Annotated in this window: 13 protein-coding genes; 4 read left to right on the forward strand and 9 right to left on the reverse strand. The window is 44.1% G+C overall.

The annotated features are described in order from the left end of the window. Window positions 1-215 precede the first annotated feature (215 nt). The gene (aprE, locus tag MTN95_RS12595) at window positions 216-1,361 is read left to right on the forward strand and encodes a subtilisin AprE (protein ID WP_202852686.1); all 1,146 of its coding nucleotides are present in this window, start codon (window positions 216-218) and stop codon (window positions 1,359-1,361) included. Window positions 1,362-1,401: 40 nt separating this feature from the next. Here aprE and MTN95_RS12600 read toward each other — a convergent pair whose 3' ends face one another. Further along, the gene (locus MTN95_RS12600; protein ID WP_248338386.1) at window positions 1,402-2,694 is read right to left on the reverse strand and encodes a M48 family metallopeptidase; all 1,293 of its coding nucleotides are present in this window, start codon (window positions 2,692-2,694) and stop codon (window positions 1,402-1,404) included. Between the two features lie 142 nt (window positions 2,695-2,836). Here MTN95_RS12600 and MTN95_RS12605 point away from each other — a divergent pair, with 142 nt between their 5' ends. Beyond that, window positions 2,837-3,232 carry a YhfM domain-containing protein gene (locus tag MTN95_RS12605; RefSeq protein WP_248338388.1) on the forward strand — a complete coding sequence of 132 codons (396 nt, stop codon included), beginning with the start codon at window positions 2,837-2,839 and terminating at the stop codon, window positions 3,230-3,232. 41 nt (window positions 3,233-3,273) lie between these two features. Here MTN95_RS12605 and MTN95_RS12610 read toward each other — a convergent pair whose 3' ends face one another. The 4 genes from MTN95_RS12610 to MTN95_RS12625 form a co-directional block, all read right to left on the reverse strand. After that, the gene (locus MTN95_RS12610) at window positions 3,274-4,815 is read right to left on the reverse strand and encodes a fatty acid--CoA ligase family protein (protein ID WP_248338390.1); all 1,542 of its coding nucleotides are present in this window, start codon (window positions 4,813-4,815) and stop codon (window positions 3,274-3,276) included. A 117-nt stretch (window positions 4,816-4,932) separates the two neighbouring features. Further along, complete coding sequence (locus MTN95_RS12615; RefSeq protein ID WP_105990533.1) at window positions 4,933-5,577, reverse strand: SDR family oxidoreductase; 645 nt, start codon at window positions 5,575-5,577, stop codon at window positions 4,933-4,935. 63 nt (window positions 5,578-5,640) lie between these two features. Next, window positions 5,641-6,636 carry a lipoate--protein ligase gene (gene lplA / locus MTN95_RS12620; protein WP_248338392.1) on the reverse strand — a complete coding sequence of 332 codons (996 nt, stop codon included), beginning with the start codon at window positions 6,634-6,636 and terminating at the stop codon, window positions 5,641-5,643. Window positions 6,637-6,648: 12 nt separating this feature from the next. Further along, the gene (locus MTN95_RS12625; RefSeq protein WP_105955327.1) at window positions 6,649-7,383 is read right to left on the reverse strand and encodes an MBL fold metallo-hydrolase; all 735 of its coding nucleotides are present in this window, start codon (window positions 7,381-7,383) and stop codon (window positions 6,649-6,651) included. A 157-nt stretch (window positions 7,384-7,540) separates the two neighbouring features. Here MTN95_RS12625 and yhfH point away from each other — a divergent pair, with 157 nt between their 5' ends. Then, a complete protein-coding gene (yhfH, locus tag MTN95_RS12630; RefSeq protein WP_024120799.1) occupies window positions 7,541-7,675 on the forward strand; it encodes a protein YhfH in 135 nt (44 codons plus the stop codon). 271 nt (window positions 7,676-7,946) lie between these two features. Beyond that, a complete protein-coding gene (gene gltT / locus MTN95_RS12635) occupies window positions 7,947-9,236 on the forward strand; it encodes a glutamate/proton symporter GltT (protein WP_105955326.1) in 1,290 nt (429 codons plus the stop codon). 41 nt (window positions 9,237-9,277) lie between these two features. Here the strand turns inward: gltT and MTN95_RS12640 are convergent, their stop codons facing one another. From MTN95_RS12640 to MTN95_RS12655, 4 genes are all read right to left on the reverse strand, one after another. Then, window positions 9,278-9,685, reverse strand: a complete 408-nt coding sequence (locus MTN95_RS12640) for an ASCH domain-containing protein (RefSeq protein ID WP_105955325.1) — start codon at window positions 9,683-9,685, stop codon at window positions 9,278-9,280. A 14-nt stretch (window positions 9,686-9,699) separates the two neighbouring features. After that, complete coding sequence (locus tag MTN95_RS12645) at window positions 9,700-10,740, reverse strand: M42 family metallopeptidase (RefSeq protein WP_248338394.1); 1,041 nt, start codon at window positions 10,738-10,740, stop codon at window positions 9,700-9,702. 133 nt (window positions 10,741-10,873) lie between these two features. Then, window positions 10,874-11,056: a hypothetical protein gene (locus tag MTN95_RS12650; RefSeq protein ID WP_081638270.1), complete on the reverse strand. Its 183-nt coding sequence runs from the start codon at window positions 11,054-11,056 to the stop codon at window positions 10,874-10,876. A 90-nt stretch (window positions 11,057-11,146) separates the two neighbouring features. Then, window positions 11,147-11,923 carry a YhfC family intramembrane metalloprotease gene (locus tag MTN95_RS12655; protein WP_095713702.1) on the reverse strand — a complete coding sequence of 259 codons (777 nt, stop codon included), beginning with the start codon at window positions 11,921-11,923 and terminating at the stop codon, window positions 11,147-11,149. Window positions 11,924-12,009 lie beyond the last annotated feature (86 nt).

Here is a 12,009-nt window from a genome sequence, read left to right on the forward strand (position 1 = left end):
ATAATGATTATTTACTCATGTCTATTTTCGTTCTTTTCTGTATGAATGCAGTTATTTCGAGTCTCTATAGAAATAACGAGAGATGATATACCTAAATAGAAATAAAACAATCTCAAAAAAATGGGTCTACTAAAATAGTATCCAATCTATTACAATAAATTCACAGAATAGTCTATTAATAGGCTGCTCTGAAATTGTAAAGGAGAGGGTAAAGAGTGAGAAGCAAAAAATTGTGGATCAGCTTGTTGTTTGCGTTCACGCTAATCTTCACGATGGCATTCAGCAACATGTCTGCACAGGCTGCCGGAAAAAACAGTGAAGAAAAGAAGTACATTGTCGGGTTTAAACAGACAATGGGAGCTATGAGCACCGCCAAGAAAAAAGATGTTATTTCTGAAAAAGGCGGGAAAGTTCAAAAGCAATTTAAGTATGTAAATGCAGCCACAGCAACATTGGATGAAAAAGCTGTAAAAGAACTGAAAAAAGATCCGAGTGTTGCTTATGTGGAAGAAGATCATGTTGCACATGAATATGCGCAATCTGTTCCTTACGGCATTTCTCAAATTAAAGCGCCGGCTCTTCACTCTCAAGGCTACACAGGCTCTAATGTTAAAGTAGCTGTCATCGACAGCGGAATTGACTCTTCTCATCCTGACTTAAACGTTCGAGGCGGAGCAAGCTTCGTACCTTCTGAAACAAACCCATACCAAGACGGCAGTTCTCACGGCACGCATGTAGCCGGTACTGTTGCCGCTCTTAATAACACAATTGGTGTTCTGGGCGTAGCGCCTAGCGCATCGTTATATGCAGTAAAAGTGCTTGATTCTACAGGAAGCGGCCAATACAGCTGGATTATTAACGGCATTGAATGGGCGATTTCTAACAACATGGATGTCATCAACATGAGTCTTGGCGGACCTTCTGGGTCTACAGCGTTGAAAACAGTAGTCGATAAAGCGGTTGCAAGCGGTGTCGTCGTTGTTGCCGCAGCCGGAAACGAAGGAAGTTCAGGAAGCACAAGCACAGTCGGCTACCCTGCAAAATATCCTTCTACTATTGCAGTAGGCGCAGTAAACAGCAGCAACCAAAGAGCTTCTTTCTCAAGCGCAGGTTCTGAGCTTGACGTTATGGCTCCCGGCGTGTCGATCCAAAGCACACTTCCTGGCGGCACATACGGCTCTTACAACGGAACCTCAATGGCGACTCCTCACGTTGCCGGAGCAGCAGCTTTAATCCTTTCTAAACATCCGACTTGGTCAAATGCGCAAGTCCGTGATCGTTTAGAAAGCACTGCGACAAACCTTGGCAGCTCTTTCTACTATGGAAAAGGGTTAATCAACGTACAAGCAGCTGCACAATAAGATAAAAGAGAAGCAGGTCACTCCATACCTGCTTCTTTTTTTATTGGTCGTCCCCCTGTTCTGAGGCCGGGTGTTCTGAGGTATTTTCTTCGGTTTCCGCATGTTGAATCCGTTCCATGATCGAAGGATGGCTCCCTCTGAAAAGTTTCACGAGAAAAGGCGGATCAACCTGGCTCAGCCCCGTAACAGCCAAATCCTGAAACGTTCTGACTGCGGCTTCGCTGTCCCCTGTCAGCTCAATCCCATATTGGTCAGCCTTATTCTCCTGATAGCGGGAAACAGCATTAGAAAAAGGCGTAACAGCAAAGCTCAAAACAGATACGATAAGCAATAACAGCGGCAATGCCGCAAGATCGCGCCGGCCCTCTACATGAAACAGATTGCGTGCAAAGCGTACCCCCCGCTTGTAAAGCTTATCAACCACATAAAATCCCGCTAGCGACACAATTAAATAGCCAGCCAATCCGATATACACGTGCTTCATGACATAATGGCCCATTTCGTGCCCCATAATAAAGAGAATTTCCGAATCATCGAGTTTATTCAGCGTCGTATCCCATAGAACAATCCGCTTATTAGCCCCAATTCCTGTCACATAGGCATTAAGCGCGTTTGTTTTCTCGGACATATTCACTTCATACACATGATCAGCCGGAATATCGGCTTCTTCGGCCAGTGCCAAAATTTTACTTTCCAGCTCTTTGTTTTTCAGCGGATAAAAATCATTGTATAAAGGATCAATAATCACCGGCTGAATAAAAAACAGAAACAGCGAAAACGGCACTGTTAACAGCCAGGCGTAAAACCACCATTTTTTTTCATGCTTTTTGATCAGCCAATAAAACACCAGCACGCAAAGTGTAAAGATCGGAAAACTGATCCAAAAATCAATGACTTGATCTTTAGCCCAGCTGGAGGCTGTCTGCGTCGAAATATTGTAATCAAGTGATACCTGATAGCCTATCCAATCCAAAGGCAGCGTCACCAGAGCCGTGATCAGCGAAAGCACAAACACGAAACCGATGATCTGCAAAAAACGAAAACGCACAGCCGCTTCCATCCATTGCTTGATTTTCTTTGAAACACCGCTGGTCAGCAATACAAAAAACAGAAACCAATCAAGAGGAATACTGATAAAAAATAAAAAGTTCTTCACGTCAGAATACTGTTCGGCGACAGCCAATTGAGACGGCTTCATGAAAGAAGCCGGGTCAGCCTGTGTTCCTTTCACGGCCTCCGGCACAGCGGAATCGCCGGACATAAAGAAATACCAATAGAAAAAAAGCCCATACAGCACATATGCAAGCCCTGCACCCGCAATCCACTTGCGCATAACGCCTCACTCCTCACATCTAGACCCATTACTTCTATTGTAATCATAAATTCAATTTCTTAGAACCAAGCTGTGAGTTCGGACTTTTTCGCATGGAATCGCCCTTTGCTGGAGAAACTAGCAAATGTTTGGAGTGATGCAGATGAAAAAAATAGTAGCAGCCATCGTGGTTATCGGTCTTGTGTTTATTGCATTTTTCTACCTTTACAGCCGGTCAGGCGATGTATATCAATCGGTTGATGCGGAATTGATCACCCTGTCTTCAGACGGGCGGGAAAAGATTGAAATCGAAAAAAGACAGCACGTCAAAGATATGCTGGACATTATGAATCAGGGAAAACAGCTGAAAACTGAAAAAACATCAGCTCCTGATTACGAAGGCACGATTAAATTTCATAAAGACAGATTTGACTCATTCAGATTATGGATTAACGACAGCCAGCAGGCCATTTTTTTAAAAGACGGAACGTATTACAAATTAACGCGAAACGATACCAAAGCGCTGCAAACTATCATTAAAAAAGAAGCAAAGGATTAACAATGAAAAAAGCGAAGCTCACTGGCTTCGCTTTTTTCACATTAATGAGGCAGCATATCTTTGAGCGCCCGTCTGAGCATTTTGCCTGTCGCATTTTTCGGAATCTCATCAAGAAAGATGATCTCGGCAGGCCGTTTGTATTTTGCCAGATGCTTTTCACAATGCGCCATGATTTCTTCTTCTGTGACACCAGACCGTTTCGGTACGACATATCCCTTTACCGCTTCGCCGCTTTCAGCATCAGGCACGCCGATGACAACAGCCTCCTTTACGTCCGGGTGGCTGTACAGCACCTCTTCCACTTCACGCGGATACACATTGTAGCCGCCTACAATAATCATGTCTTTTTTCCGGTCAACAATGTAAAAATAACCGTCCTCATCCCGCCTTGCCAGGTCTCCCGTATAAAGCCACCCGTCCTTTAAAGCGTGCTCCGTTTCCATCGGCATATTATAATAGCCCTTCATCACATTGGGCCCTTTTACGATCAATTCGCCCACCTGGTGATCAGGGACCTCTCGGCCGAGCGGATCGACGACCTTGTTTTCGACATGCAAAATACTTGTCCCGATGGAGCCTGGTTTTCTCCCTCTGTCAAACGGGTTAAAGCATGTGACAGGCGATGCTTCCGAAAGCCCGTAGCCCTCCAAAATGGTAACGCCGAATTTCTCTTCAAATGCCGTAAGCAGCGCGACCGGCATGGCCGCACCACCCGAGATGCACAGGCGAATAGAAGAAAAATCATCTGCCTTTCCTTCTTCATGCTGGAATAAATAGTTATACATCGTAGGCACGCCGGCAAAAATGGTTGCCTGCCGCTGCTTTACAAGTTTAAAAACAGAAGCGGGGCTGAACTGCGGTTCAATCAGCACGCATGCGCCGCTCATCAGCGGAGCGTTCATGCAGACAGTTAAGCAAAAAACATGAAACATCGGAAGAGCGCAAACCACATTGTCTTTCTCATCCATTCCCAAATACCCGGCGACATCGTTTGCATTACTGAACAAATTCTGGTGGGTCAGCATCGCGCCTTTCGGTTTTCCCGTTGTTCCTGACGTATATAAAATGACCGCAGTATCATCAGGCACAACCTCTGGATGGCGTGCAGCACCGGATGCCGGACGCAACACTTTTGTAAACGTTGTCATTTTCATTCTGACCTCGGGATATGAAACTTCCGGCTCAGTTTCTCCCGTCCGGCATAAAATGACGAGTTCGACCTTTGGCAAAGATTCGTGCATGCTTTCATAAATCGGCAAAAGCTGATCTACTCCTACGATTGCTTTGACATCGCCGTTTGTCAGCATATAGCCGATTTCTGTCGGCGTGTACGTCGGATTGATCGGCACCACCACAATACCGGCCTTTAATGCGCCGAAAAATGCGATGACAAAATCAGGCGAATTGCCAAGCAGCAAAGCAAGGTGATCCCCTTTTTCCATACCCGCCTCCTGAAGGCCGTCCGCAAAACGCTGAATATTGTCATTCAGATCCTTGTAAGTAATCACTTGATCCCTAAACCTGCATGCGATGCTGTCCGGCTTCTCAGATGCTGTCTCTTCTAATTTTGAAACCAGATTCATTCTCCCACCCCTTAAAGTGAATGAGTAGTCATTCATTATTGAAGATAAGCTTTCCTTTTCATTATAGAGAAACACAAAAAAACACTCAAGAGCAAAAAGCCCCGAGTGTCAGTAGTGTTATAGATTCTTCAAAGCTTCGGCAATCGGTGTATCTCCTGCAGTGAGATCAAAAGCCCGATTTTCCGTGTTGATTTCATCTAAAGAGGCAATGGCTGCTGCCGCAACGTCATCACGTGATATATCACCCCGCTCTAGATCTGGGGCTGCGGAAACCGTTCCTGTTCCCGGTTCATTGCGAAGGCCTCCCGGACGTATAATCGTATAGGCTAAGCCGCTGGATTCCAGAATTTTATCAGCATAATGCTTGGCCACGTAATAAGGTTTAAGTGCCTCATTCCAATTTTCACGGCGGTGGGCCTGCAGGGCGCTGACCATAATAAAACGTTTGATCCCCGCGATTTCCGCAGCCTCTATTGCTTTTGCCGCTCCGTCAAGATCCACCAGCAGCGTTTTATCATAGCCTGTGCTGCCCCCGGAGCCCGCTGTAAAAATAATCGCGTCACAGCCTTTTGCCGCAGCTGCGATTTCTTCCGGGCTTCCTTCTAGATTTGCTAGCACAGCTTCCGCGCCGGCCGCTTCCAAAGATGCTTTCTGTTCTTCTTTTCTGACCATCGCTCTGACGGAATGATCAGCATTCTCTTTGAATAAAGAAACAAGTCTTTGTCCGATTTGTCCGTTCGCTCCGATTAAAAACACTTTCATGTGAATCCCTCCTGCCTCCATTATTTCAAAACGCAAATTTCCTTTCAAACAATGTGTTTCACATTAATAAATCAGATCAAGAAAATCTTCTTTCGTAATGTTCCCAAAATAATGCTTCAGATTCACATCTGCCAGCGCATCAGCGATCACACTGCGCTCATATTGCTTTCCAATCAGCAGGTTTTCGATTTCCGATACATCGCCCACACCGAAGAAATCGCCGAAAATTTTGCAGTCTTCAATTTTCCCTTTTTTTACTTCCAAACGCAAATCAATAGACCCGATCGGATAACGCTTTGAATGGTTCAGGTTAAATTTAGGTGAGCGGCCATAGTTCCAGTCCCAATTTTGATAGCGTTCTTCCGAGATTTTGCGAATGACTTCCCAATCTTTTTCAGTCAGTTTATACTCCGGCACATCTTGAATGTGATTTGTATTGAAAATATGTTTGAGCAAATGACTGCGGAAATCTTCGGTCGTCATTTTATCATCAAGAAACTCACTGATGTTTGCCACACGGCTTCTGATTGATTTGATGCCCTTTGATTCAATTTTATCCTTTTTGACTTTTAAAGCGGACACAACATGATCAATGGCTGAATCAAACATGAGGGTGCCATGGCTGAAGATGCGGCCTCTTGTGGCAAATTGGGCGTTCCCTGATATTTTGCGGCCATTTACCACAATATCATTCCGGCCGCTTAATTCCGCTTCAACTCCGAGCTGATGTAGCGCTTGAATCACCGGCTCAGTGAATTTTTTGAAGTTATGAAAGCTGTCACCGTCATCCTTCGTAATAAAGCTGAAATTTAAATTCCCTAAATCATGATACACAGCCCCGCCGCCAGACAAACGGCGGACGACGATAATTCCGTTTTCCTCTACATACTTTGTATTGATTTCTTCTATTGTATTTTGGTTTTTTCCGATGATGATAGACGGCTGATTCACGTAAAAAAGCAAATACGGCTGTTCAGGGTCTAAATATTTAAGGCAATACTCCTCGATAGCAAGATTGATCCGCGGATCATTGATATTTTGATTGTCAATAAATAACATGGTGCTCCTCCTTTATCCTTCCCACACAAAACCAGATTTCGCAATGTTCACTTTTCCGTTAAAAACGGTCTTGGCTTCTTTGCGAAGATTGTCATGCACGCCGAAATGAGGCAGATGGGTCAGCAGCAGCCCGCCCGCTCCCGCTTCTTCTGCAATTCGCCCTGCTTCCAAGCTGTTCATATGGCCTGCGCTTGTCCCGTCTTGATCAGCATAAAAATTACATTCTGAGATCAATAAATCAGCGTTTTCCGAAAACGGAATAAATGAATCCTGATAGCTGGAATCAGCAGTATACACAACAGTATGGCTGCCGTCAGTAATCCGCATCGCATAACAAGTCACCGGGTGAACCGTCTTTAAAAAGGTGATCGTAAACGGACCGACAGTCAGCTGCTGATCAGGCTGATAGGCAATCCCTTTCGTATGCGTTTTATATGTAAGCTTTTGAAACTGTTCTATATCAGCATCATGTCCGTAAATCGGAAGCGAGTGCTCTCCTTTGCCGAGGAATGATCCGACTTGCTTCGCAAATTGCAGCGGCCCGATGTCGGCAATATGGTCATGGTGATAATGAGACAGAATCACCGCGTCCAGCTTTTCCGCCGGGACATATCCAAACAGCTTAGATAACACGGCACTTCCGCAGTCCACTAACAATGAAAAATCCCCCGATTGAAACAAGTAACCCGACGTCGCTTCATTTGCGGCCGGAAAACCGCCGTAGCATCCGATAACTGTAACTTTCATAATGTCCTCCTTCTTTTCAAAGAAAATTGATCCTCCTTCAATATACCCATTTTTCTAAAAAAAAGCATGTTTTAAACATTGTATCAAAACAGATGTTGAATTTTAATTTCTGTTATATTACAATGAAGGCATTACAAAGGGGAAAGAGGGATTGGTTATGCTAGGGAAAATTACTGAATTTTTTAGAAACCTGCCTTCGAAAAAGTGCGCGGAATGCGGAAAAAAGATTGATGAGCAGCATGAGTGTTATGGTAATATTTGCAACGACTGTATAAAAGTAAGCGATATGTAAAGGGGCGAAAATCTCACGCATACAGTGTGAGATTTTCTTCATTCTTCTAACTTCTCTTTATATTGAAATAATAGTCAGGTTGGGTCAAAGCTCACCTGTTTTTAGATAATTCTGGTGATTCATTCTCTGTTTTTGAATATTCTATATTTTCAAAATATAATTTACTATAGACGAACCTATTTCTTATCTATTATAATTTGATCTAATAGTGAGATTAAATATATGTCTATTCATGATATATGTTGATACTTTGTTTTTTGGGAGGTAATCTATGAAAAGAATTAGGTTTGGATTAGCCACGCAAATATTCGTTGGACTTATTCTAGGTGTTATTGCTGGCGTTATTTGGTACGGCAACCCAGCACTGCCTACTTATCTGCAGCCAATCGGGGATCTCTTTTTACGCTTAATCAAAATGATAGTGATTCCTATTGTTGTCTCCAGTTTAATCATCGGTGTAGCCGGAGCCGGAAATGGAAAGCAAGTTGGTAAATTAGGCTTCAGAACAATTCTGTACTTTGAGATTATTACGACCTTTGCCATCATTCTCGGACTAGCCCTTGCAAACATCTTCCACCCGGGTACAGGAGTTAATATACACGAAGCTCAAAAAACAGACATCAGTCAATATGTTGAAACAGAAAAAGAACAAAGCAATAAATCAGTGGCAGAGACATTCCTGCACATTGTGCCGACAAACTTCTTCCAATCCTTGGTCGAAGGGGATCTTCTTGCCATCATCTTCTTTACCGTACTATTTGCATTGGGAATTTCCGCGATCGGTGAAAGAGGCAAGCCAGTATTAGCCTTTTTTGAAGGCGTTTCCCATTCGATGTTCCATGTGGTAAACCTTGTGATGAAAGTAGCGCCATTCGGGGTTTTTGCTCTAATCGGAGTTACTGTCTCTAAATTCGGACTCGGTTCTCTTCTATCTCTCGGAAAGCTTGTCGGATTGGTATATGTCGCACTTGCTTTCTTCTTAATCGTCATTTTTGGGATTGTCGCAAAAATTGCCGGTATCAGCATCTTCAAATTCCTGGCTTACATGAAGGACGAAATTTTATTGGCGTTCAGTACGTCCAGCTCTGAAACCGTTCTTCCGCGCATCATGGAAAAAATGGAGAAAATCGGCTGTCCGAAAGGTATTGTGTCTTTCGTTATCCCGATTGGATATACGTTTAACTTAGACGGCTCCGTTCTCTATCAATCTATTGCAGCGCTGTTTCTTGCACAAGTATACGGCATTGATTTAACAATTTGGCACCAAATTACGCTTGTATTAGTTTTGATGGTTACATCTAAAGGAATGGCTGCCGTTCCGGGAACTTCTTTTGTCGTCTTGCTTGCAACACTGGGCACGATTGGTGTTCCGGCAGAAGGACTTGCCTTCATTGCCGGTGTAGACCGCATTATGGACATGGCACGTACAGTTGTAAACCTGACTGGTAACGCACTTGCTGCCGTTGTCATGTCTAAATGGGAAGGCATGTTTAATCCTGCAAAAGCAGAAGCTGTCATGACCCAATCTAAAGCAGATCAAAACGCAACCATTTCCGGTTAATCAAAAAGCCTGCTGGGTTCTCAACGCCCCGCAGGCTTTTTTTAATCTTGAACAAGCTCAAACAGCTCTGTAATCAAAACAGTGTCTTCATTCAGTTCCATTTCGCCATTTTTGATCAGCTCGGCCCATGCTCTCCGATGGTCCTCTTGAAATTCATCAATTCGGTCTCCGTTGCCCTCTCCTTTGACTAACCTCATATCAGGCGCTCCAAAGGTCGTTTCAAACACATCTGTCACTTTTATATTGCATCTCGGATGATCATGTTTATCATAAACGGTTACAAGCTGTCCCGCTGTTTGATATACTTCACTCAGTTCATCTTTTGAATATAACGATTTCGGCGCGCAGGTGGCCGTTTTTTCTCCAGCAAGGATTTGCTGGATCAGCTGTTCTCCAAGACCTTCATCGCCTTCCCAGCCAAAAGTGCTTTTCAGTTCATAGATTTTCATTTATTTTCTCCCTCTTATACCATCGGTGATTGCACATAATAATACAGGAGCTTCGCTGTATGGCGAAGAGAAGACTTATGCGTGCGTTCAAAAGCGTGCGAAGCGTCAATTCCCGGCCCGATCAGGCCGTGCACAATATCATGCCCGGATCTGATCGCTGCTGAGGCGTCCGACCCGTAATACGGGTAAATATCGAGCTTATAGTCAATATGGTGCTTTTCAGCTAAATCGACCAAATGCTTTCTCAGCTGATAATGATACGGACCGCTCGAATCCTTCACACAAATCGAAACCGAATATTCGTCTGTCGCCTGGCCGTCGCCGATAGCCCCCATATCCACCGCCAAGTATTCAACAGTTTCAGCAGGAATATTAGAGTTCCCGCCGTATCCGATTTCTTCATTATTAGAAATCAGAAAATGAGTCGTATACGGCAGTTCAATTTCTTCTGTTTGAATTTGATGGATTAAGCGAAGCAACAAAGCCACACTTGCTTTGTCATCTAAATGGCGTGATTTAATGAATCCGCTGGATGTGATCTCAACACGGGGATCAAACGAAACAAAATCTCCGACGCCAATGCCAAGCTCTTCCGTATCCTTACGGCAGTGCACAGGCTCATCCAGGCGGATTTCCATATTCTCTTGATTGCGCTCCGCTTTTCCCGCGTCTTTGTACACGTGCACAGACGTTTGATGCATTAAAATGGTGCCCGTATACGTTTTCCCTGAAGCCGTTTCAATTTGGCAATACTCCCCTTCGATCGAGTTATAGCGGAAACCGCCGATCAAATCGATTTTCAGCCGGCCGTCTGCTTTAATTTCTTTCACCATCGCGCCCAAGGTGTCAACGTGCGCCGTCAGCATTCGGTGACGGGATGTATCACGGCCCGGAAGCGTGGCAATCAAACCACCCTTATGGTTCAGAACCGTTTCGACCTTCCATTCTTTTAAAAGGTTTTCAACGTATTTGATCACCTCATATGTATTCCCTGTCGGACTTGGGATAGAAACGAGTTCTTTAATCAGCTCCATTGTTTTACGAACGGATGTCATAGGACATTCCTCCTTTTATTTTCTATTTAAAATATACTCTTTTCCCGCTGAACTCGTCCAATCTTTTCCTATCAATCTAGCATATGCTGTAGAGAGCATGGGAAGAGGAGGGATATCTATGTGCTGTCGTCATTCACATGAACGGAAACATCATTGTAATTTTTGGTTTGATGATTTTTGGTTCTTTGACGAGTGGTTCGATAAGGATTTCCACGACCATTGCAAGAAAGAGAAAGAATGCCATGACCCTTGCGAGAAAAAGAAGAAAAAGAAAAGACATTGCTCTTGCAAAAAACGCTGCCACTCTTGCTGTCATTGCTAAGGACTGAATCAGAAATATTCTGATACCCATGCCTAAACGAATATTTCATTTTTCCAAGCGGGCTGTTACTGCTGCTTGGATTTTTTATTGAAACAGCCTTTTTGCCTTTACAATCCAAACCACTGATGCCGCGGCTATCCCAGCAACGATGAGTTCAACAGCCGCCGCATGTTCTATCACTCCTTTTTGGTATAAAACCGCCGGTACATTAAACAGCCCGTGTAAGAGAATCGAATACAGCAAAAACAGCGGCCGGCGGCTTTTAACCGCATACAGCACAAATAGTGACAGACCGATTTGAACAGAGATGGCGCTGATTCTTTCAATTCCGCCGAGCAGCCATTCATACGAAGGTGTATTCAGCAGCTGCGCCTGAATCGGCATAAGTGCCTGCTTCACATCTTGATTAATCAAAAGCTGTTCAAAAGTGCCGCTATTGATCGCAAAAGCGTACACGATAAGCGTAATGCTGGACAAGCCGGTTATTAATATAGCCTCCAGACCGCCGTGGCCCGCTCCGAAGGCCAGACCGTCCGCCCAAGAAAGACGGCGCTTCATAAAGAAACGCATCATGATATACCTTCCGCACTCCTCAAAAATCCCGGCCATCAAGCATCCGTAAATGGCATACCAGACTGGATGCTTCATCACTTCTTTCGTCGTTTCATTCATTTGCAGCACATAAACATGAACGCCGCCCTCCAACAGCTGAGCAAAGACAAAAAACGTAAGAGCGCCAATAAAAAACACCTTAATCGGAGCATGATACTTTCGCCTAAACCATATCATCAGTCCAATCGGCAATAAAAACGCAATAACCCCGGAAATAATCATAGAGGCTATCGCTCCTTGACTGACCATTTTTTTCCTCCTTTTCTGGTTTTCTACTGACAGTTTCTCTTTTTTTATCAAAAATCCTCTTTTTAGTACCAGATACTAATATCTAG

This window comes from Bacillus sp. 2CMS4F (assembly GCF_023161785.1).
Taxonomy (GTDB): domain Bacteria; phylum Bacillota; class Bacilli; order Bacillales; family Bacillaceae; genus Bacillus; species Bacillus halotolerans.

What these genes read in the sequence shown, in the direction of transcription:
- MTN95_RS12615 (WP_105990533.1), bottom strand. Translation starts at nt 5,577, where the DNA reads ATGAAAGTGTTTTTAATCGGAGCGAACGGACAAATCGGACAAAGACTT.
- MTN95_RS12640 (WP_105955325.1), bottom strand. Translation starts at nt 9,685, where the DNA reads ATGAAAATCTATGAACTGAAAAGCACTTTTGGCTGGGAAGGCGATGAA.
- MTN95_RS12610 (WP_248338390.1), bottom strand. Translation starts at nt 4,815, where the DNA reads ATGAATCTGGTTTCAAAATTAGAAGAGACAGCATCTGAGAAGCCGGAC.
- gltT (WP_105955326.1), top strand. Translation starts at nt 7,947, where the DNA reads ATGAAAAGAATTAGGTTTGGATTAGCCACGCAAATATTCGTTGGACTT.
- MTN95_RS12600 (WP_248338386.1), bottom strand. Translation starts at nt 2,694, where the DNA reads ATGCGCAAGTGGATTGCGGGTGCAGGGCTTGCATATGTGCTGTATGGG.
- MTN95_RS12645 (WP_248338394.1), bottom strand. Translation starts at nt 10,740, where the DNA reads ATGACATCCGTTCGTAAAACAATGGAGCTGATTAAAGAACTCGTTTCT.
- MTN95_RS12625 (WP_105955327.1), bottom strand. Translation starts at nt 7,383, where the DNA reads ATGAAAGTTACAGTTATCGGATGCTACGGCGGTTTTCCGGCCGCAAAT.
- MTN95_RS12605 (WP_248338388.1), top strand. Translation starts at nt 2,837, where the DNA reads ATGAAAAAAATAGTAGCAGCCATCGTGGTTATCGGTCTTGTGTTTATT.
- yhfH (WP_024120799.1), top strand. Translation starts at nt 7,541, where the DNA reads ATGCTAGGGAAAATTACTGAATTTTTTAGAAACCTGCCTTCGAAAAAG.
- lplA (WP_248338392.1), bottom strand. Translation starts at nt 6,636, where the DNA reads ATGTTATTTATTGACAATCAAAATATCAATGATCCGCGGATCAATCTT.
- MTN95_RS12650 (WP_081638270.1), bottom strand. Translation starts at nt 11,056, where the DNA reads ATGACAGCAAGAGTGGCAGCGTTTTTTGCAAGAGCAATGTCTTTTCTT.
- MTN95_RS12655 (WP_095713702.1), bottom strand. Translation starts at nt 11,923, where the DNA reads ATGGTCAGTCAAGGAGCGATAGCCTCTATGATTATTTCCGGGGTTATT.